20 protein-coding genes are annotated in these 19,201 nt (G+C 65.9%); 12 read left to right on the top strand and 8 right to left on the bottom strand.

Annotated features, from left to right (window positions below):
* The first annotated feature begins 108 nt into the window (after window positions 1-108).
* Window positions 109-684 carry an alkyl hydroperoxide reductase subunit C gene (gene ahpC, locus VEIS_RS05375; protein WP_011808879.1) on the top strand — a complete coding sequence of 192 codons (576 nt, stop codon included), beginning with the start codon at window positions 109-111 and terminating at the stop codon, window positions 682-684.
* A gap of 98 nt (window positions 685-782) precedes the next feature.
* Window positions 783-2,390, top strand: coding sequence for an alkyl hydroperoxide reductase subunit F (gene ahpF / locus VEIS_RS05370; RefSeq protein ID WP_011808878.1), 1,608 nt, complete (start codon window positions 783-785; stop codon window positions 2,388-2,390).
* A gap of 132 nt (window positions 2,391-2,522) precedes the next feature.
* On the opposite strand, the gene VEIS_RS05365 is transcribed toward ahpF, so the two are convergent.
* Window positions 2,523-3,284: an IclR family transcriptional regulator gene (locus VEIS_RS05365; protein ID WP_011808877.1), complete on the bottom strand. Its 762-nt coding sequence runs from the start codon at window positions 3,282-3,284 to the stop codon at window positions 2,523-2,525.
* Window positions 3,285-3,465: 181 nt separating this feature from the next.
* Here VEIS_RS05365 and VEIS_RS05360 point away from each other — a divergent pair, with 181 nt between their 5' ends.
* The 9 genes from VEIS_RS05360 (at window position 3,466) to VEIS_RS28295 (ending at window position 11,741) form a co-directional block, all read left to right on the top strand.
* On the top strand, window positions 3,466-4,218 hold the full coding sequence (locus VEIS_RS05360; RefSeq protein WP_011808876.1) for an SDR family oxidoreductase: 753 nt from the start codon (window positions 3,466-3,468) through the stop codon (window positions 4,216-4,218).
* 14 nt (window positions 4,219-4,232) lie between these two features.
* Entirely contained in the window at window positions 4,233-5,756 is a 1,524-nt protein-coding gene (locus VEIS_RS05355) for a sugar ABC transporter ATP-binding protein (protein ID WP_011808875.1), read from the top strand.
* Window positions 5,757-5,773: 17 nt separating this feature from the next.
* Window positions 5,774-6,793 carry an ABC transporter permease gene (locus VEIS_RS05350; protein ID WP_011808874.1) on the top strand — a complete coding sequence of 340 codons (1,020 nt, stop codon included), beginning with the start codon at window positions 5,774-5,776 and terminating at the stop codon, window positions 6,791-6,793.
* A gap of 33 nt (window positions 6,794-6,826) precedes the next feature.
* Entirely contained in the window at window positions 6,827-7,768 is a 942-nt protein-coding gene (locus tag VEIS_RS05345; RefSeq protein WP_011808873.1) for an ABC transporter substrate-binding protein, read from the top strand.
* Window positions 7,769-7,811: 43 nt separating this feature from the next.
* Window positions 7,812-8,669, top strand: coding sequence for an ureidoglycolate lyase (locus VEIS_RS05340; protein ID WP_011808872.1), 858 nt, complete (start codon window positions 7,812-7,814; stop codon window positions 8,667-8,669).
* A gap of 39 nt (window positions 8,670-8,708) precedes the next feature.
* The gene (locus VEIS_RS05335; RefSeq protein ID WP_011808871.1) at window positions 8,709-9,989 is read left to right on the top strand and encodes an L-fuconate dehydratase; all 1,281 of its coding nucleotides are present in this window, start codon (window positions 8,709-8,711) and stop codon (window positions 9,987-9,989) included.
* A gap of 343 nt (window positions 9,990-10,332) precedes the next feature.
* On the top strand, window positions 10,333-11,385 hold the full coding sequence (locus VEIS_RS05330) for an adenosine deaminase (protein WP_011808870.1): 1,053 nt from the start codon (window positions 10,333-10,335) through the stop codon (window positions 11,383-11,385).
* A gap of 64 nt (window positions 11,386-11,449) precedes the next feature.
* Entirely contained in the window at window positions 11,450-11,602 is a 153-nt protein-coding gene (locus VEIS_RS25530) for a hypothetical protein (protein WP_198137958.1), read from the top strand.
* Complete coding sequence (locus tag VEIS_RS28295) at window positions 11,568-11,741, top strand: RraA family protein (RefSeq protein ID WP_157048408.1); 174 nt, start codon at window positions 11,568-11,570, stop codon at window positions 11,739-11,741. Before VEIS_RS25530 ends, VEIS_RS28295 begins: the two co-directional genes overlap by 35 nt.
* Before the next feature lie 71 nt (window positions 11,742-11,812).
* On the opposite strand, the gene queE is transcribed toward VEIS_RS28295, so the two are convergent.
* From queE to VEIS_RS05310, 4 genes are all read right to left on the bottom strand, one after another.
* Entirely contained in the window at window positions 11,813-12,451 is a 639-nt protein-coding gene (queE, locus tag VEIS_RS05325; RefSeq protein WP_041950557.1) for a 7-carboxy-7-deazaguanine synthase, read from the bottom strand.
* A 129-nt stretch (window positions 12,452-12,580) separates the two neighbouring features.
* Complete coding sequence (gene nadB, locus VEIS_RS05320) at window positions 12,581-14,167, bottom strand: L-aspartate oxidase (protein WP_011808867.1); 1,587 nt, start codon at window positions 14,165-14,167, stop codon at window positions 12,581-12,583.
* An 82-nt stretch (window positions 14,168-14,249) separates the two neighbouring features.
* A complete protein-coding gene (locus tag VEIS_RS05315) occupies window positions 14,250-15,080 on the bottom strand; it encodes a segregation and condensation protein A (RefSeq protein WP_011808866.1) in 831 nt (276 codons plus the stop codon).
* A gap of 68 nt (window positions 15,081-15,148) precedes the next feature.
* Window positions 15,149-15,355, bottom strand: coding sequence for a DUF3460 family protein (locus VEIS_RS05310; protein WP_011808865.1), 207 nt, complete (start codon window positions 15,353-15,355; stop codon window positions 15,149-15,151).
* Window positions 15,356-15,405: 50 nt separating this feature from the next.
* Here VEIS_RS05310 and VEIS_RS30260 point away from each other — a divergent pair, with 50 nt between their 5' ends.
* Window positions 15,406-15,921 (top strand): hypothetical protein, encoded by a 516-nt coding sequence (locus VEIS_RS30260; protein ID WP_232287853.1) that lies wholly within the window; start codon window positions 15,406-15,408, stop codon window positions 15,919-15,921.
* On the opposite strand, the gene VEIS_RS05305 is transcribed toward VEIS_RS30260, so the two are convergent.
* The 3 genes from VEIS_RS05305 to pyrF form a co-directional block, all read right to left on the bottom strand.
* The gene (locus VEIS_RS05305) at window positions 15,831-16,823 is read right to left on the bottom strand and encodes a M14 family metallopeptidase (RefSeq protein ID WP_011808864.1); all 993 of its coding nucleotides are present in this window, start codon (window positions 16,821-16,823) and stop codon (window positions 15,831-15,833) included. The two genes, VEIS_RS30260 and VEIS_RS05305, sit on opposite strands and share 91 nt — an antisense overlap.
* Window positions 16,820-17,812, bottom strand: coding sequence for a Bug family tripartite tricarboxylate transporter substrate binding protein (locus VEIS_RS05300; protein ID WP_157048407.1), 993 nt, complete (start codon window positions 17,810-17,812; stop codon window positions 16,820-16,822). The genes VEIS_RS05305 and VEIS_RS05300 overlap by 4 nt, the downstream gene beginning before the upstream one ends.
* 116 nt (window positions 17,813-17,928) lie before the next feature.
* Window positions 17,929-18,753: an orotidine-5'-phosphate decarboxylase gene (pyrF, locus tag VEIS_RS05295; RefSeq protein WP_011808862.1), complete on the bottom strand. Its 825-nt coding sequence runs from the start codon at window positions 18,751-18,753 to the stop codon at window positions 17,929-17,931.
* Between the last annotated feature and the right edge of the window lie 448 nt (window positions 18,754-19,201).

Here is a 19,201-nt window from a genome sequence, read left to right as displayed (position 1 = left end):
TCATAGTCATAAACAATTGATTGAATGCAATCAATTCATTGGATGGATGATCTGCAAAGGTCTAGACTCCAGCTTCGCTCCGTCCATCAACCCTTCGAGGAAACAACCATGTCCCTGATCAATACCCCCATCCAACCCTTCAAGACCACTGCTTTCATCCACCGTGGCGGCAAGGGTGAATTCATCGAAGTCACCGACGACAGCCTCAAGGGCAAGTGGTCGGTGCTGATTTTCATGCCCGCCGCCTTCACCTTCAACTGCCCCACCGAAATCGAAGACGCGGCCGAGCATTACGCCGAGTTCCAGAAGGCCGGCGCCGAGGTCTACATCGTCACCACCGACACGCATTTCTCGCACAAGGTGTGGCACGAAACCTCGCCAGCCGTCGGCAAGGCCCGGTTCCCCTTGGTCGGCGACCCGACCCACCAACTGACCCATGCTTTCGGCGTGCATATTCCGCAAGAGGGCTTGGCGCTGCGCGGCACCTTCATCATCAACCCCGATGGCCTGATCAAGACCGCCGAGATCCACTCCAACGAGATCGCCCGCGATGTCAAGGAAACCGTGCGCAAGCTCAAGGCCGCCCAGTACACCGCCGCCAACCCCGGCCAGGTCTGCCCCGCCAAATGGAACGAAGGCGCCAAGACCCTGACGCCTTCGCTGGACTTGGTCGGCAAGATCTGACGCCTGATCGATTCGGCACCCGGCCGGACTGCGTCATGGCGCCCTCGGCGCCATGCCGTCCGGTTTTTTTTCGCCCTGACCATGCAAAGGAGCGTCCCATGCTCGACGAAACACTCAAGACCCAACTGTCCACCTATCTGGAGCGCGTGACGCAGCCGTTGGAACTGCAGGCCTGCCTGGACGACAGCCAAACCGCGCGCGAGATGCGGGAACTGCTGCAAACCATCGCTGCGCTGCGCAGCGACATGATTCATCTGCGCACCGACGGCAGCGATGCGCGCCAGCCCTCATTCAGCCTGCGCCGTGCCGGCAGCCAGATGCAACTGCGCTTTGCCGGCTTGCCGCTGGGCCATGAGTTCAATTCCCTGGTGCTGGCCCTGCTGTGGGCCGGCGGCCATCCGCCCAAGGTCGGGCAGGAACTGATCGAGCAGGTGCAGGCGCTCGATGGCGACCTGCGCTTTGAGGTCTACATGGGCCTGGATTGCCACAACTGCCCGGATGTGGTGCAGGCCCTGACGCTGATGGCCGTGCTCAACCCCAGGATCAGCACCACCGTCATCGAAGGCGGCGCCTTCCGGCAGGAGGTGAGCGAGCGCGAGGTCATGGCCGTGCCCACGGTGTTCATGAACGGCCGGTTCTTTGCCTCGGGCCGCATGATGCTGGAAGAAATCCTGGCCCGGCTCGACACCGGCGCCGCCGCCCGTGACGCGGCCCGGCTATCGGCCAAGGCCCCTTATGACATGCTCATCGTCGGAGCCGGCCCTGCCGGCGTTGCCGCTGCGGTGTATGCGGCCCGCAAGGGCCTGCGCACCGGCCTGGTCACCGAGCGCTTTGGCGGCCAGGTGAACGACACGCTGGCCATAGAGAACTACATCGGGGTGCCGCAGACCGACGGCCCCCGGTATGCGAGCGCGCTGCAAGCCCATCTGCGCGCCTATGACGTGGACCTGATGAACCTGCAGCGCGCCGGCCAGTTGGTTGCGCCCGCGCAGCCCGGCGGCCTGACCACCGTGCAACTGGCCAATGGCGGCGCGCTCAAGGCCCGGACGGTGATCCTGTCTACCGGCGCCCGCTGGCGCAATGTGAATGTGCCCGGCGAGGCCGAGTACCGGAACAAGGGCGTGACCTATTGCCCGCATTGCGATGGCCCGCTGTTCAAGGGCAAACGCACGGCGGTGATCGGCGGTGGCAATTCCGGCGTCGAGGCCGCGATCGATCTGGCCGGCATCGTGGCCCATGTCACGCTGATCGAATTTGCCGAGCAGCTCAAGGCCGACGCAGTGCTGGTCGACCGGCTCAAGAGCCTGCCCAACGTGAGCATCCACACCAACGCGCAGACCACCTGCATCACGGGCGCCGGCGGCAAGGTCGATGGCATCCGGTTCCGGGACCGCGCCACCGGCCTGGAGCATGGCGTGGAGCTCGATGGCGTGTTCGTGCAGATCGGCCTGGTGCCCAATACCGACTGGCTCAAGGGCCAGGTCGCGCTGAGCCCGTCCGGCGAGGTCGTGATCGATGCCCGGGGCCAGACCAGCCTGCCCGGCGTGTTTGCCGCAGGCGACTGCACCACGGTGCCGTACAAGCAGATCGTCATCGCCGCAGGCGACGGGGCCAAGGCGGCGCTCAGTGCGTTCGAGCATCTGATCCGTATGCCGGTGGCTGCTGCTGCGGCGGTGCCGGCGGCGGCTGATCCGGTGCTGGCGTAGCGGGGTGCGATGACAATGGATATGCCTTGCCAGGCGCGGGGCAGATGGCGGTTTTCGGCCAGCGCGGTGCGGGGACGGTGCACCGCGTTGCGCGCCACACTTGCCGGATGCCCGGTCGGGACGCCCGGGCGATCAGGCAATCGATAGCTCGCTGGCGGCGCTGGCGAGCAATTGCCGCGCTGCATCCAGGCCGGGGCCTTGCGGGCGGTCGATGCGCCGCACGAAGGGGCAGGTCAATACCGCCAGCGCATTGCCTTGCAACCCCAGCACCGGCATCGAGATGTCGACCACACCAAAAGCCTGCTGACTGTCGCCCTGCCAGTAGCCGAGCGCGCGGACGCGCTGCAAAAGAGGCTGCAACTGCGGCTCGGGCATGGGCCGCTCGCCATCGAGGGCGTCATGCTCTGCCAGCATCTGGGCGCGCCGCTGCTCGGATTGGAAGGCCAGCAGCACATGGCCCGAGCCGGTGTCCACCAGGCCCACCCGCACACCCAGGCGCAGGGTCAGCCCCCAATTGCCCGGGCCGTTGACCTGCGCCACCACGGTCACGTTGCCGCGGCTGTAAATGCCGAGATGGCAGGACTGCTCGGACGCCTTGGCGAAAGCCTCCATCGCCGGCAGGGCCTGCGCCACCAGGCGCTCGATGGGGGGATGGCGGTGGCCCAGCTCGAACAGCTTGAGACTGAGCGCATGGCGGTCGCCCTGCTGCGAGCGCGTCACGTAGTGCCGCGCGACCAGGCGCTCGAGCATCCGGTAAATCTCGCTCGGGCTGCGGCCCATGGCTTTGACGATCTCGGCGCGCGTCAGGCCATGCGGCTGCTCGGCGAGCAGTTCCAGAATGTCCAGTCCCTTGTCCAGGGCGGGGGCGCGATAGCGGTCGTTGGGATGGGCCATGGGGGGATGGGCGGGCCGTAGCCGGGCCAAACCTTAACAGAGCTTGCATCAGGGTAATCACGGATTGGCGAGCCGATTCCTGCCTCTTACATTAATTCTCCAATGAATAAATAATTCATATTTGAAGCAATCTGTAAGACTTGCTTGGCACCTGTTTGGCGTTCGTGAAGGACTTGTTCGTATGAGACTGCAAGGCAAAAGCATTTTGATCACTGCGGCCGGTCAGGGCATAGGCCGCGCCAGTGCGCTGGCCTGCGTGCGCGAGGGTGCGCAGGTGATCGCCACCGATATCGATGCGGCGCTGCTGGAGCGACTGGCCGCCGAGGCCAGCGGCTTGACGACGCAGTTGCTGGATGTGCGCGACAGCGCTGCCGTGACGGCGCTGGCGGCCCGGCTGCCGGCCCTGGATGGCCTGTTCAACTGCGCCGGTTTCGTGCACAACGGCAGCATCCTGGACTGCGATGAGGCGGCCTGGGACTTCAGCATGGATCTGAACGTCAAGGGCGCTTACCGCATGACGCGCGCTTTTCTTGCGGGCATGCTGGACAAGATGGCGCGCACGGGCAGCAGCGGCTCGATCCTGAACATGGCCTCGATGGCGTCGTCGATGAAGGGTTTCCCGAGGCGCTTCGTCTATGGCACCACCAAGGCGGCGGTCATTGGCATGACCAAGGCCATCGCCGCCGACTTCGTGCGCCAGGGTTTGCGCTGCAACGCTTTGTGCCCCGGCACCGTCGATACGCCTTCATTGCGCCAGCGCATCGCCAGCGCCGCCGATCCGGTGCAGGCGGAAAAAGATTTCATCGCGCGCCAGCCCATGGGGCGCTTGGCGACGGTCGATGACATCACGCCGCAGGTGGTGTATTTGCTCAGCGACGAATCGCGCTACGTCACGGGCCAGGCGGTTTCGGTCGATGGCGGCACGAGCATCTGACGCGCGACGACGCCATGGCCGCGCCACTGATCTCGATCTGCGGTTTGTCCAAAGCCTTTGCCGGTGTGCCGGCGTTGGACAAGGTGCAGTTCGAGTTGCAGCGCGGCGAAGTCCACGCGCTGATGGGCGAGAACGGGGCCGGCAAGTCCACCTTGATGAAGGTGCTGGCCGGGATCCATGCCCCCGACGAGGGCGAGATACTGGTCGCGGGCCGGGCCGTGGACATTCCGAGCCCGCGCGCCGCGCAAAGCCTGGGCATAGGCATCGTGCACCAGGAACTGAACCTGATGAACCATTTGACGGCGGCGCAGAACATCTTCATTGGCCGTGAGCCGCGCCATGCCCTGGGCCTGCTGCTCGACGAGCGCTCGCTCGATGCGCAGGCCGCAGCCATTTTCGAGCGCATGCGCCTGAAGCTGGACCCGCGCACCACCGTCGGCGACCTGACGGTGGCCAAGCAGCAGATGGTCGAAATCGCCAAGGCGCTGTCGTTTCAGTCCCGGGTGCTGATCATGGACGAGCCCACGGCCGCGCTGAACGACGAGGAGGTGGCCGATCTGTTTCGCATCATCGGCCAGCTCAAGGCCGAAGGCGTGGGCATCGTCTACATCTCGCACAAGATGGACGAGTTGCGGCAGATCGCCGACCGGGTGACGGTGCTGCGCGATGGCCGCTACATCGCCACCATGCCGATGGCCAGCACCAGCGTAGACACCATCGTCGGCATGATGGTCGGGCGCCCGCTGGAGGAGGTCGCAAGGCAGATTCCCGACAGCAGCGGCAACGAGGTCATGCTGGAGGTGCGCGGCCTGACGCGGGGCGCCGCCATCCAGGACGTGGGTTTCACGCTGCGCCGTGGCGAGATCCTCGGCTTTGCCGGGCTGATGGGGGCCGGCCGGACCGAGGTCGCGCGCGCCATCTTCGGGGCCGACCCGATAGACGCCGGCGAGATCCGGGTTCGGGGTCAGCGCGTGACCATCCGATCGCCCGAGCAGGCCGTTGCCCACGGTATCGGCTACCTGTCTGAAGACCGCAAGCATTTTGGTCTTGCGACGGGTATGGACGTGCAGAGCAACATCGCCATGTCGGCCATGCGCTCCTTTGTCAAACCGGGTTTCTTCCTGGACCGGGCGGCGCTGCGCAAGACGGCGCAGGACTATGTGCGCCAGCTCGGCATCAAGACCCCGTCGGTGGCGCAGCCGGTGCGGCTGCTGTCGGGTGGCAACCAGCAAAAGATCGTGATCGCCAAGTGGTTGCTGTGCGACTGCGACATCCTGTTCTTCGATGAGCCGACACGCGGCATCGACGTGGGGGCCAAAGCCGAAATCCACAAGCTGTTGCACGAACTGGCCGGACAGGGCAAGGCGATCGTGGTGATCTCGTCCGAACTGCCCGAGGTCCTGCGCCTGGCGCATCGGATCTTGGTGATGTGCGAAGGCCGGGTGACCGGCGAACTGACGCGGGCCCAAGCCTCCCAGCAAGCCATCATGGCGCTGGCCACCCGGCGCCAGGCCGCGCCGCGCCACGTCGTCCACTGATTTCCCGCAGACGATCCATGCAAAAGACTCTCAGCCCGCTGCCGACCGAAGGATGGACCAAAGCCCGGCTCTTTCGGCCCGAGATGCGCCAGAAACTGCTGGCCTTTGCCAGCCTGCTGGCACTGATGGCGTTCTTCAGCATGGCCTCGCGCAACTTCCTGCAAACCGACAATCTGGTGGCCATTTTGCAGGCGACTGCGGTCAACGGGGTGCTGGCGATTGCCTGCACCTTCGTGATCATCACCTCGGGCATCGATTTGTCGGTGGGCACGCTGATGACCTTTTGCGCCGTGATGACGGGCGTGGTGCTCACCCATCTGGGCTGGCCACTGCCGCTGGGCATTGCTGCGGCCATCCTCACCGGAGCGCTGTGCGGTCTCACCTCGGGGACCTTGATCGCGAAGCTGAAAATTCCGCCCTTCATTGCCACCCTGGGCATGATGATGCTGCTCAAGGGCTTGTCGCTGGTGATCTCCGGCACCAGGCCGATTTACTTCAACGACACCGAGGGCTTCAGCGCGATTTCGCAAGATTCGCTGATCGCCGCGCTGATTCCGGCGCTGCCGATCCCGAACGCGGTGCTGATCCTCTTCGTCGTTGCCGTGGCGGCGAGCCTGGTGCTGAACCGGACGATCCTGGGGCGCTACACCTTTGCGCTGGGCAGCAACGAGGAAGCCGTGCGTCTGTCGGGCGTGAATGTCGACTTCTGGAAGATCGTCGTGTACACGGTCAGTGGCGCCATCTGCGGCATCGCCGGTTTGCTGATTGCATCGCGCCTGAACTCGGCGCAACCGGCATTGGGCCAGGGCTACGAACTCGATGCGATTGCCGCCGTGGTCATCGGCGGCACCTCGCTGGCGGGCGGGACGGGCACCATCTTGGGCACCATCATCGGCGCCTTCATCATGAGCGTGCTGACCAATGGGCTGCGCATCCTGTCCGTGGCGCAGGAGTGGCAGACGGTGGTGACCGGCGTGATCATCATCCTGGCCGTCTACACCGACATCCTGCGGCGCCGAAGCCGCGCTGCGCGCTGACCCCGTTTTTCCACACCACCCAAAGGAGCGAGCATGTCCGGCAAACAACTATGGCGCATCACCCTGGGCATTGGCATTGCGCTGGGCGCGAGCCTGGCCGCCAGCGCCCAGCAGGTCTACATACCGCTGGTGTCCAAGGGCTTTCAGCACCAGTTCTGGCAATCCGTGAAGGCCGGGGCGGAGCAGGCGGGCAAGGACTTCGATGTCAAAGTCACGTTCGAGGGGCCAGAGTCGGAAGCGATGATCGACAAGCAGATCGACATGCTGGCCGCCGTTCTGGCCAAGAACCCGAAAGCGATCGGTCTGGCAGCGCTCGACAAAAAGGCCGTGGTCCCGTTGCTCAAAAAGGCCCAGGCCGCCAAGGTGCTGGTCGTGGCCTTCGACGCCAGTGTGGACAGCGACATCCCGGTGACCACGGCGAGCACCGACAACAGGGCTGCGGCCGCATTGGCGGCAGACAAAATGGCCGAGTTGATCGGCAAGAGCGGCGAGATCGCGTTGGTCGTGCATGACCAGACCAATAGCACCGGCATAGACCGCCGTGACGGCTTCGTCGAGCGCATCAAGACCAGCTACCCGGGCATCAAGATCGTCAGCATCCAGTACGGCGGCGGCGACCACCTCAAGTCCACCGAAATCACCAAGTCCATCCTGCAAGCCAACCCGAATCTGAAGGGCATCTTCGGCACCAATGAAGGCTCGGCCGTGGGCGTGATCAACGGCGTCAAAGAGATGAAGCGCAAGCTGGTGGTCATCGGCTACGACGCGGGCAAGCAGCAAAAGGATGCGATCAGGGCCGGCCTGATGGCCGGCGCCATCACGCAAAATCCGGTGGGCATCGGCTACAAGACCGTGGAGGCCGCCGTCAAGGCGCTCAAGGGCGAGAAGTTGCCCAAGGTGATCGACACCGGCTTTTACTGGTACGACAAGAACAATATCGACGACCCCAAGATCGCCGCCGTTTTGTACGATTGATCCTCATACGATCGATCCAGACCACCCCACCAGGAACCCTGCTGTGAAACTTCTCCGCTATGGCCCCAAGGGCATGGAAAAACCGGGCTTGCTCGACGCGCAAGGCCGGGTGCGCGACCTGTCGGCCGTGGTGCCCGACATCGCAGGCCAGACGCTGACGCCCGCCGGTCTGGCGCGCATCGCCCGGCTGGACGCGGCCTCATTGCCGCTGGTGCCCGGCGTCGCGCAGCAGGACCTGCGCCTGGGCGCCTGCGTGGGCCAGGTCGGCAAGTTCGTCTGCATCGGTCTGAACTACGCCGACCATGCCGCCGAATCGGGCCAACCCGTGCCGACCGAGCCGGTGGTCTTTGCCAAGTGGACCAGCGCCATCGTCGGGCCCGACGATGCGGTCGAGATTCCGCGCGGCAGCCAGCGCACCGACTGGGAGGTCGAACTCGGCGTGGTCATCGGCAAAGGCGGGCGCTATATCCCCGAGGCCGAGGCCATGGAGCATGTGGCCGGCTACTGCGTGGTCAACGATGTGTCCGAGCGCGAACTACAGCTCGAGCGCGGCGGCGGCCAGTGGGCCAAGGGCAAGGGCTGCGACACCTTCGGCCCCATCGGCCCCTGGCTCGTCACCGCCGACGAAGTGCCCGACCCGCAGGCGCTGGACCTGTGGCTGGAGGTCGATGGCCGGCGCTTTCAAAACGGGAACACGCGCACCATGGTCTTCGGTGTCGCGCAACTGATCAGCCATCTGAGCCAATGCATGAGCCTGCAACCCGGCGACCTGATTTCCACAGGCACCCCGCCCGGTGTGGGGCTGGGACAAAAACCGCCGCTGTACCTGGTCGCCGGCCAGACCATGCGGCTGGGCATCAGCGGGCTGGGCGAGCAGCGGCAACGCACGGTGCAAGCCTGATTCGCCGGAGCCCTCTTCCGCCCGCAACGCATCCGACCCATGACCACCATCCGATCCCTGCGCGTGCTGGACCTGCGCTTTCCCACCTCCGCGCAGCGGGACGGCTCCGACGCGATGAACCCGGACCCGGACTACAGCGCCGCCTACCTGGTGCTGGAGACCGACCAGCCCGCCCTGCAAGGGCATGGCCTGACATTCACCATTGGCCGTGGCAACGAGATTTGCTGCGCTGCGATCCGCGCGCTGGAGCATCTGGTGATCGGGCTGGACTTGGCCTGGATCACCCGGGACATGGGGCGCTTTTGGCGCCACATCACCTCCGACAGCCAGTTGCGCTGGATCGGCCCGGACAAGGGCGCGATCCACTTGGCGACCGGCGCGCTGGTCAACGCCGTCTGGGATCTGTGGGCCAAGGCCGAAGGCCAGCCCCTGTGGCGGCTGGTGGCGCAGATGAGCCCCGAAGAACTGGTCCGAACCATCGACTTTCGCTACCTCAGCGACTGCATCACGCCCGAGCAGGCACTGGCGCTGCTGCGCGAGCGTGCCGTCGGGAAACAGGAGCGCATCGCCGACCTGCTGGCCAACGGCTACCCCTGCTACACCACCTCGGCGGGCTGGCTCGGCTATGACGACGACAAACTGCGCCGCCTGGCACAGCAAGCGGTGGATGCCGGCTTCAGGCACCTCAAGCTCAAAGTGGGCCGCGACCTGCAAGACGACATCCGCCGCCTGCGCATTGCGCGCCAAGTGCTGGGGCCCGAGCGCCAGTTGATGCTGGACGCCAACCAGGTCTGGGAGGTCGATCAGGCCATCGCCTGGCTGCAGCAACTGGCCTTTGCCAAGCCCTGGTTCATCGAAGAACCCACCAGCCCCGATGATGTCGAAGGCCACCGGCGGATTCGCCAGGCGCTCAGCGGGGTCATGCAGGTGGCCACCGGGGAGATGTGCCAAAACCGCATCCTGTTCAAGCAGTTCATCATGCGTGAGGCCATCGACGTGGTGCAAATCGACGCCTGCCGCCTGGGCGGTGTCAACGAGGTGCTGGCCGTGCTGCTGATGGCCGCCAAGCACGGCCTGAAGGTCTGCCCGCACGCCGGCGGCGTGGGCCTGTGCGAGTACGTGCAGCATCTGGCCATGATCGACTACCTGTGCATCGCCGGCAGCAAGCAGGGCCGCGTGATCGAGTATGTCGATCACCTGCACGAGCATTTCGTCGATCCCTGCGTGATCCGCAACGCCGCCTACATGCCGCCGCAGCGCCCGGGCTACTCGATAGAGATGAAGCCGCACACACTGGCCACGCACCAGCACCACGGCTGAGGCGCCGATCTTGCACAGCGGCGCCGGGCGGGTACCCCCGAACCGGGCCCCGGACCGCAGGCGAATCGGCATGCAGCGCTTGCGGCCAGACCAGTGTCGCGTCACGGATCAGATGTCGTAGGCTGCGCGCAGCCATCGGAGCGCAGCGCAAGGCGCATCGCTTGCCCATACCGAGCTGTATTGGCAAGCGATGCAACGCCGCGATGCGCTTCGATGGCCAGCGCAGACCGACAGATGATCCGTGACGCGACACTAGTGCCGGCCGACGAGGCATCATCCGCCTACCGCCTACCGCCTGCCGTCGCCTGCTGCGTGCGAGCGGCATCACCGCTGGAGTCTGCCGATGTTCAAAATCCCCCCCGTCAGTGCCGCTCGCCTGCCCGAGCTGCTGCGTGCCATGCCCAAGGCCGAACTGCATATCCACATCGAGGGCTCGCTGGAGCCCGAACTGATCTTTGCGCTGGCGCAGCGCAATGGCCTGCAACTGCCCTACGCCAGCGTGGCCGAACTGCGCAGCGCCTATGCGTTTTGCAATCTGCAGAGCTTTCTCGACATCTACTACGCCGGCGCCAGTGTCCTGCGGCACGAGCAGGACTTTTATGACCTGGCGCACGCCTACCTGGCCCGAGCGGCCCGGGACCGGGTGCTGCATGCCGAAATCTTCTTCGACCCGCAGACCCACACCGCACGCGGCGTGGCCATCGAGACCGTGATCGATGGCCTGCACCGCGCCTGCGCAGAGGCGCGCACCGGGTTGGGCATCAGCGCCACGCTGATCCTTTGCTTTCTGCGCCACTTGAGCGAAAAGGCGGCCTTCGAGACGCTGGAGCAGGCCGAGCCGCTGCTCGACAAGATCGTGGGCGTGGGGCTGGACTCCAGCGAGCAGGGCCATCCTCCGGAAAAGTTCGCCCGGGTGTTCGCGCGCTGCCGCGAGCGCGGCCTGCACCTGGTGGCCCATGCCGGCGAAGAGGGGCCGCCAGCCTATATCTGGAGCGCGCTCGATGTGCTGCGGGTCGAGCGCATAGACCACGGCGTGCAGGCCGTGCATGACGCAGCGCTGATGCAGCGCCTGGCGCATCAGCGCATTGCGCTGACCGTGTGCCCCCTGTCCAACCAAAAGCTGTGCGTGTTCCCCAGCCTGGCGCAGCACAACCTGGGCCGGCTGCTCGATGCCGGCCTGGCAGCCACGGTCAATTCGGACGACCCGGCCTACTTTGGCGGCTACATCAACGAAAACTTCACCCAGGTGTTCGCCGCGACAGGACTGACGGCCCGGCAGGCCTACCAGTTGGCGTTCAACAGCTTCGAGGCGAGTTTCGCGGGCAACGCCGACAAACGCCTGTGGCAGCACCAACTCAAGGAGAGCTTCGAGCGCTTTGTCGAGCATGACTATTGAGCGTTGCACCGAGCAGTTCGCAGGCGCTCCATTGCACTTCCCTCCAAACCTGGGGTTCCCCGTAGTGTCGCGTCACCGATCATCTGTCGGTCTGCGCTGGCCATCGAAGCGCATCGCGGCGTTGCATCGCTTGCCAATACAGCTCGGTATGGGCTGCGCGATGCGCCTTGCGCTGCGCGCCGATGGCTGCGCGCAGCCTACGACATCTGATCGGTGACGCGACACTAGCAGGACTTGCGCACAACGGATTTGCAATCGTGATCATCAACGGGTGCGTCCACGCGCCGGACACCGACGCCAAGCCCAGGCCCAGGCCCGCCCACATGCGGGCGGTGTCCGACGACGCACTGACCTGATCGCGGAGCGTGTTGTTCGCGGTGCTTGCCCGAGGACCCAAGATGTGTGCAGCCATTGGCGGGACGGCACGTCAGCGGATGCCGCTGATCTTGTGCGTCTGCAAGCTCAGGCGCCAGAGCGGTTGTTGCAGGCAGGCGGCGATGCAGATGGCGATGTGGGCGGCCTGATCGGGCCCGTCCATGGGTTGCAGGAAGCGGTGGGTGAACTGCCCGGTGCGGGCAATGGCCGCCAGATCCATCCCGGCCTGGGGCCACACCAGCTTGAGCTCTTGCCCCTGCGTCTGAACCCAGGGCGCGCCGGCCTTGGGGCTGACGCACAGCCAGTCGATGCCGGGCGGTGCGGCCAGGCTGCCATTGGTTTCCACCGCGATGCGAAACTGCTGCGCATGCAGGGCTGCCAGCAGGGCGGCATCGACTTGCAGCAGTGGTTCGCCGCCGGTCAACACCACCAGGCGGTGCGCGCTGTCGGCGGCGGGCCACTGTGCGGCGATCCGCTCGGCCAGCGCATCGGCCTGTGCAAACTTGCCGCCCAGGGTGCCGTCGGTGCCCACGAAGTCGGTGTCGCAAAAGCGGCAGAGCGCATCGGCACGGTCGGCTTCGCGGCCGCTCCAGAGGTTGCAGCCGGCAAAGCGGCAGAACACGGCGGGCATGCCGGTCTGGCCGCCTTCGCCTTGCAGGGTGTAGAAGATTTCCTTGACGCTGTAGGTCATCGGTCGGGGCGCCGGGGCGCGGTAGTTCATTCCATTTCCCAATCATCCGTGCACTTTGTCGGCTTCGCTGGCCGCACATTGGTACTGTCTGCGCTGCGCCTCGCGTTCACGAACGATTCAGAAATGGAATCAGGCCGCCGGCGGCACCAGGATGGTGGGGGCGGCGGGGGCGGCCAGCGCGGGGTAGTCGCGGCTGTAGTGCAGGCCGCGGCTTTCGCGGCGCAGTTGGGCGCTGCGCACGATCAGGTCGGCCACCTGTACCAGGTTGCGCAGTTCCAGCAGGTCGCGTGTGACGTGAAAGTGCGCGTAGAACTCGTCGATCTCGCCTTGCAGCAGCGCAATGCGGTGGGCGGCGCGCTCCAGGCGCTTGTTGGTGCGCACGATGCCCACGTAGTCCCACATGAAGCGGCGCAGTTCGTCCCAGTTGTGCGAGATGACCACCGCCTCGTCGGCGTCGGTCACGCGGCTGTCATCCCAGACGGGCAAGGCGGGGCGCCCGGTGGCCGGCGCGGCGGCAATGGCCTGCGCGGTGGCGCGGGCAAATACCAGGCATTCGAGCAGCGAGTTGCTGGCCAGCCGGTTGGCCCCGTGCAGGCCGGTGCAGGCCACCTCGCCCACGGCATGCAGGCCGGGCAGGTCGGTGCGGCCCGCCAGGTCGGTGAGCACACCGCCGCAGGTGAAATGCGCCGTGGGCACCACCGGGATGGGCGCGCGCGTGATGTCGATGCCCAGTGCTGCGCAGTGCGCCAGGATGTTCGGAAAATGCGCCTGCAAAAACGCCGGGCTTTGGTGCGAGATATCCAGGTGCACGCAGTCGAGCCCATGGCGCTTCATCTCGAAGTCGATGGCGCGGGCCACCACGTCGCGCGGGGCCAGTTCGGCGCGCGGGTCATGCTCGGGCATGAAGCGCGTGCCCCCGGCCGCAGGCGGCAGCAGCAGCAGCCCGCCCTCGCCGCGCACCGCCTCGCTGATCAGGAAGGACTTGGCGTGCGGGTGGTACAGCCCGGTGGGGTGAAACTGTATGAACTCCATGTTTGCCACGCGGCAGCCCGCGCGCCAGGCGGCGGCAATGCCGTCGCCGGTGGCGGTGTCGGGGTTGGTGGTGTACAGGTAGACCTTGCCCGCGCCGCCGGTGGCCAAAATGGTCTGGCTCGCGCGCAAGGTGATGACGGTGTCGGTCCGGCTGTCGAGCGCGTACAGGCCCAGGCAGCGGTGGCCGGGCAGGCCCAGCTTGCTGGTGCTGATCAGGTCGACCAGCGTATGGTGCTCGAACAGCGTGATGTTTGGCGTGCCGCGCACCGCGTCGATCAGCGTGCGCTGCACCGCCGCGCCGGTGGCGTCGGTGACATGGGCGATGCGGCGGGCGCTGTGGCCGCCCTCGCGGGTCAGGTGCAGCAGTTCGCCTTCGAGCGTGAAAGGCACGCCCAACTGGCGCAGCCAGGCAATCGATGCGGGCGCGTTCTCCACCACGAAGCGGGTGGTGGCCAGGTCGCACAGGCCGGCACCGGCCACCAGGGTGTCTTCGATATGCGCGGCAAAGCTGTCGTCATCGGCCAGCACGGCGGCGATGCCGCCCTGGGCCCGGCCGCTGGAGCCGTCTTGCAACTGGCGCTTGGTGATCACGGCCACGCGGTGCGTGGGCGCCAGGTGCAGCGCGGCGGACAGACCGGCCAGGCCGCTGCCGGCGATGAGAACGTCGAAATCGTGGGCTGCCATGGCTTGCGGTGGTGGTGGCTGCCATGGCCAGCGGCCAAGGCGGTGAAGAGCGAACGACGTGAAGGATGTGCCGGACGGCAGGCTACACCGGTGTGTACGCCAGCCGCAGGTAGATGGGCGCGAACGCCTCGGCCTGGGTGATCTCGATCAGCGCCTCTTTGGCCAGTTCCAGCAGCGCGATGAAGATCACCACCAGCACGCTGCGGCCTTGGCCGGGTTCAAAGAGATCTTCGAACGCGACGAAGCGGCGGCCTTGCAGCGTCTTGAGCACCCGACTCATGTACTCGCGCACCGAAAGCTCGGCGCGCGTGATCTTGTGGTGCTGCACGAGTTGGGCGCGTTGGAGGATGTCGCGCCAGGCCTGTTGCAACTGCCGCACCTGCACTGCGGGAAAACGCGGCTGCAGGCTTTGCTCGATGAACACCTGGGCCTTCAAAAAATCGCGCCCATGCTGCGGCATCTGCGACAGCCGCTGCGCGGCCAGCTTCATCTGCTCGTATTCGAGCAGGCGGCGCACCAGTTCGGCGCGCGGATCTTCGGGCTCTGCGCCGCCCTCTTGCTTTCTGGGGGGCAGCAGCATGCGCGACTTGATCTCGATCAGCATCGCGGCCATCAGCAGGTATTCGGCGGCCAGTTCCAGATTGCGGCTGCGGATCTCCTCGACATACGCCAGATACTGGCGCGTGACGCCCGCCATGGGGATGTCCAGGATGTTGAAGTTCTGCTTGCGGATCAGGTACAGCAGCAGATCCAGCGGGCCTTCAAAGGCTTCGAGAAAGACCTCCAGCGCATCGGGCGGGATGTACAGATCGGTGGGCAGCGCAAACAGCGGCTCGCCATACAGCCGCGCCAGCGCCACTTGGTCGACCACCACCGGCATGCCGGGCGCATCGACGGGGCTTGCCGTGGTCATCGATGGCCCCAACCAGGTGGCCGCAGGGGCATGGAGAGCATGCGCTACCGGTCGTTTTGCTGCGCGATTCAGTGGCTGTCCGTCTGGTAGACATAGGGCTTTTGCGGCACCCGGGCGGCGCGCAATTCGGCCCAGAGCTGGCGGTCTACGTTCTTGTCCCACAGCAGGGCACGGCCGGCCAGTTGCTGCTTTTCCAACCCGGGCAGGCGGGCCTTGAGCTGGTTGATGAATTGCGTGGTGTCGGACTGGTAGTCGGGGCGGCGGAAAATGGACATGGGCGGGTTACCTCTGTGCAGGGCCGGATTTTACCGCCGCCTGTCTGCTAGTGTCGCGTCACCGATCATCTGTCGGTCTGCGCTGGCCATCGAAGCGCATCGCGGCGTTGCATCGCTTGCCAATACGCTCGGTATGGGCTGCGCGATGCGCCTTGCGTTGCGCTCCGATGGCTGCGCGCAGCCTACGACATCTGATCCGTGACGCGACACCAGGTGATGGCGCGCGCACCGGGGCACACCGGGGACGTGACAAGCGCCGCCGTGCCGCATGGCGTGATGGGCAACGCAGCGGATCCATGGCCCGCCCCCGCTGGAGTTCGCGACCATACCCTCGGCCACCGCAGGGACAGGCGCTGCGCCCCTTGCGGGTGATCCGCCTGCGCGCCGGTGTCGTGATGGCGCTGGACCCATTGGTCATTGGTATCGGTCATGCAGATCGCCCGCGCAGGCATCAGCGCCTCGGGGGCAGGGTGTTTCAGATCGACCGGCAGCGCGCAAAACGCACCACGGTGACACCGGCACACGCCTGCCGGGTGGAGGGCATGACCAGCACGCAGTCGTCATAGGGCGTTGTCACGGCAACGCCGTCGTTATCGCCGATCACGGTGCCGGCCTTTGCGACCCGCTCCAGCCCGGTGTAGGGCGCGGCAAAGCGAAAGGCGCTGCTGCTGGCGACCACGGGGGCGGTCACCTCCAGCACCCATTGGCGTGGTGCATCGGGCAGGCGCCAGCCGGGCAATCGTTGCGCCAGGGCCGCAGCGCTCAGCAGGCCGGATTGGGCGAGCACGCGCAGGCACAGGTCTTGCGCCACGGCGCGGCTGGCCGGGTCGCCATGGAAGCCGCATTCGATGAGCAACGAACGGGTGTCGCCGCCCTCGGCGTCCGGGCGGCCAAAGCGGCCATAGTCGCGCATGCGCACGCCTTGGGGGTGGCCGGCATCGACGACGATGTATTCGGGCGTGCGCAGGGCCTGCGCCAGTTGCAGGTTGCGCGCCCGGGTGCCGGTGAGCAGCAGCGGCGCCGAGGGCTCGTGCATCGAGTGGATGTCCAGCAGCCAGTCCGCGCGCGCCACGAAAGGCCGCAACGCCGCGGCGCGGCGTCTTTCGCGGGTGTCGGCTGCGGCGATGCGCTCGTCGAGCCACTGGCGGTTCAGGTCTTCGTCGATGTAGCGCGCCGCGTCGTGCCGGGCGGCATCGAAACGGTCGAAGGCTTCGAGGTTGCACAAGGCCAGTGTGAGCCGGCCCTGCTGCGGACGCAGACCGGCCTCCAGCAGACCCTTGACGGCCCAGGCGCCACACAGTTCGTTGCCGTGCACCAGGGCGCTGATCATCAGGTGGCGCCCGGGTTGGCCCGAGTCGAAGTGCCATACGCCTTCGGTGCCGGTGTTGCCTGCGCGCCAAGCCGCCAAGTCCGGCACCGGCAGGGCGAAAGTCGGGGTCGTTCGGGCCGTCGGGTGCGGTAGGTTCATTCTTCGATCCTGGCAGAGGCAATGATCTTGCGGTACTTGGCCACCTCGGCCGCCAGGAACTGGTCTATGTCCAGCTTGGTGGCGGCGACGGTGGCGCCATTGTCTTGCATCTTTTGGCGGAATTCGCCGGACTGCAAGCTGTCGTGCAGCGCCTTCCTGAGCCTGTCGAGCGTCGGCCGGGGCAGGCCGGCAGGGGCCATCAGGGCGAACCAGCCGCCTATATCCACGTTCTTGTACTGCGGCGACTCGGCCAGCGCCGGGATGTCGGGCGTGATGGCCGAGCGGCTGGCCTCGGTCGTGCCCAGCGCGATCAGCTTGCCGCTTTTGATGTACGGCAGGCCGCTGGAGAGCGCGAACATGCCGAACTCCAGGTTGTTGCCCAACAGGTCACTGGCCAGCGGCGCCACGCCGCGGTACGGGATATGCGTCATGAACAACCGACCCTGCTCCTTGATCATTTCACCGGCCAAGTGCAGCGAGGTACCCACGCCCGAACTGCCATAGCTGAACTTGCCCGGGTTGCGCGCGACCTTTTGCGTGAATTCGGCCAAATTCTGCACCCCCACCCCGGGCGAAGCCACCAGCACCAGCGGCTGCGAGACGATGTGGCCGATGGCGCTGAAATCCTTCAGATCGTATTTGACCGCCCTGGTCACCAGTTTGTTGATCACCAATTCATTGATCGAGCCTACGAGCAGCGTGTAGCCATCGGGTGCAGCGCTGGCCACTCTCTGGGCGCCGATGGCGCCACCGGCACCGCCGATGTTCTCAATCACCATGGGCACGCCGAGCCTGTGGCCCAACTCGACGGCCAAGGTGCGCGCGACCAGGTCGACGCTGCCACCCGGCGGGTAACCTACGACGATGCTGACGGGCCGGGAGGGATAGACCTCTTGCGCCAGCGCAGGGGTTGCAGGGACGGCCAAGCCGCATAGCAGGGCATACAGGGCCAGCAGGGCAGTGCGGCGCAGGGACGGGGAGCAGGGCATGGGATTCCTTGACGAGGGGATGGAGGGTGCGGGATGGGCGGCCATGGCAGTTTCTCATCCCGCCCGGCTGCACCCGCAGTGCCCGCAGGGTGGCCGCCGTGCCGACCATGGCCGGGTCAGCGCCGGGCGGCTTGCAGCAGCGCACGCATGCGCAGCGCCTGGGCGCGTGCTGCGCCAGCAAAGTCCGCGCCAGCGCCAGCGTAGAGGATGGTGCGGGACGAGTTCACGATGATCGGCGCATCGCTGCGCAGCCCTGCGCGCACGGCAGCGGCTGCATCGCCCCCCTGGGCGCCCACGCCGGGGATCAGCAGCGGCAGCGTCGGGGCAAGGCTGCGCACGCGCTCGATCTCTTGCGGATAGGTGGCGCCCACCACCAGACCCAACTGGCCATTGCGGTTCCAGGGGCCTTGCGCGAGGCTGGCCAGATGCTCGTACAGCAACGGTTGGCCGGCGACGCTGGCCAAGCGCTGGTTTTGCAGATCATCACCGCCCGGGTTCGAGGTGCGGCACAGCAGGAAAGCGCCTTTGCCACGGTAGGCCAGATAAGGCGCTATCGAGTCAAAGCCCATGAACGGCGACAGAGTGACCGCGTCGGCACCGTAGCGCTCGAAGGCTTCCTTGGCGTACTGCTCGGCGGTGGCGCCGATATCGCCGCGCTTGGCGTCCAGGATCACCGGCACCTGGGGCGCGTTGCTGCGCATGTGCTGCATCAGGCGTTCGAGCTGCGCTTCCGCGCCATGGGCGGCAAAGTAGGCAATCTGGGGCTTGAACGCACAGACCAGATCGGCCGTGGCATCGACGACAGCCGCGCAAAAGTCATAGATCTTGCGCGCATCGCCCTGCATCCCCGCAGGGAACCGCGCGGGCTCGGGGTCCAGGCCCACGCACAGCAAAGAGCCGTGCCGCGCCGTGGCCGCACGCAGCATGTCGGTGAAATTCATGGAACGCGATTGTAAGGGCCGTCTCAGGAAGCGTTCTCATGCTCATCCGGGATGCGACGCATAAGGGAATGTCTCGCATAAACACATTGAATTTTTGTGTAGAAATTCTGCAAATTGCGTCAAAACCTGGGCTGGCAATCCTGTGTTGCGATTTTTGCCTTGAAAGGCCGATCATGTCGATGAAACCTGACCAAATTCCAGCCATTGCCATACTGTCGAGATAGTTGTCGCTGCATTCAAGCAGCCGCTGACTGAATATCTTGTGCGCTGGTGTGCATTTCGACGACCGGGTCGCGTTCTGAATTCAGCGCCACGGCCTCGATGGGCAAGCCGTTGCGCGTGGCCCCTGACCAGCGTGTCGAGTGGAGCGCTCGGGTTCTCGTGTACGACGCATGTCGCGCCGCGAAGATCGCTTTGTCCTGCCCTGTGTGGTCTTGAGCGTGGCGCC

This window comes from Verminephrobacter eiseniae EF01-2 (assembly GCF_000015565.1).
Classification (GTDB): domain Bacteria; phylum Pseudomonadota; class Gammaproteobacteria; order Burkholderiales; family Burkholderiaceae_C; genus Acidovorax; species Acidovorax eiseniae.
This window is presented reverse-complemented; position numbering and strand designations above follow the sequence as displayed.

Excerpts from the sequence above, each read along its gene's own strand:
- ahpC (WP_011808879.1), top strand. The coding sequence starts at position 109 with ATGTCCCTGATCAATACCCCCATCCAACCCTTCAAGACCACTGCTTTC.
- ahpF (WP_011808878.1), top strand. The coding sequence starts at position 783 with ATGCTCGACGAAACACTCAAGACCCAACTGTCCACCTATCTGGAGCGC.
- VEIS_RS05365 (WP_011808877.1), bottom strand. The coding sequence starts at position 3,284 with ATGGCCCATCCCAACGACCGCTATCGCGCCCCCGCCCTGGACAAGGGA.
- VEIS_RS05360 (WP_011808876.1), top strand. The coding sequence starts at position 3,466 with ATGAGACTGCAAGGCAAAAGCATTTTGATCACTGCGGCCGGTCAGGGC.
- VEIS_RS05355 (WP_011808875.1), top strand. The coding sequence starts at position 4,233 with ATGGCCGCGCCACTGATCTCGATCTGCGGTTTGTCCAAAGCCTTTGCC.
- VEIS_RS05350 (WP_011808874.1), top strand. The coding sequence starts at position 5,774 with ATGCAAAAGACTCTCAGCCCGCTGCCGACCGAAGGATGGACCAAAGCC.
- VEIS_RS05345 (WP_011808873.1), top strand. The coding sequence starts at position 6,827 with ATGTCCGGCAAACAACTATGGCGCATCACCCTGGGCATTGGCATTGCG.
- VEIS_RS05335 (WP_011808871.1), top strand. The coding sequence starts at position 8,709 with ATGACCACCATCCGATCCCTGCGCGTGCTGGACCTGCGCTTTCCCACC.
- VEIS_RS05330 (WP_011808870.1), top strand. The coding sequence starts at position 10,333 with ATGTTCAAAATCCCCCCCGTCAGTGCCGCTCGCCTGCCCGAGCTGCTG.
- VEIS_RS28295 (WP_157048408.1), top strand. The coding sequence starts at position 11,568 with ATGGCTGCGCGCAGCCTACGACATCTGATCGGTGACGCGACACTAGCA.
- queE (WP_041950557.1), bottom strand. The coding sequence starts at position 12,451 with ATGACCTACAGCGTCAAGGAAATCTTCTACACCCTGCAAGGCGAAGGC.
- nadB (WP_011808867.1), bottom strand. The coding sequence starts at position 14,167 with ATGGCAGCCCACGATTTCGACGTTCTCATCGCCGGCAGCGGCCTGGCC.
- VEIS_RS05315 (WP_011808866.1), bottom strand. The coding sequence starts at position 15,080 with ATGACCACGGCAAGCCCCGTCGATGCGCCCGGCATGCCGGTGGTGGTC.
- VEIS_RS05310 (WP_011808865.1), bottom strand. The coding sequence starts at position 15,355 with ATGTCCATTTTCCGCCGCCCCGACTACCAGTCCGACACCACGCAATTC.
- VEIS_RS05305 (WP_011808864.1), bottom strand. The coding sequence starts at position 16,823 with ATGAACCTACCGCACCCGACGGCCCGAACGACCCCGACTTTCGCCCTG.
- VEIS_RS05300 (WP_157048407.1), bottom strand. The coding sequence starts at position 17,812 with ATGCCCTGCTCCCCGTCCCTGCGCCGCACTGCCCTGCTGGCCCTGTAT.
- pyrF (WP_011808862.1), bottom strand. The coding sequence starts at position 18,753 with ATGAATTTCACCGACATGCTGCGTGCGGCCACGGCGCGGCACGGCTCT.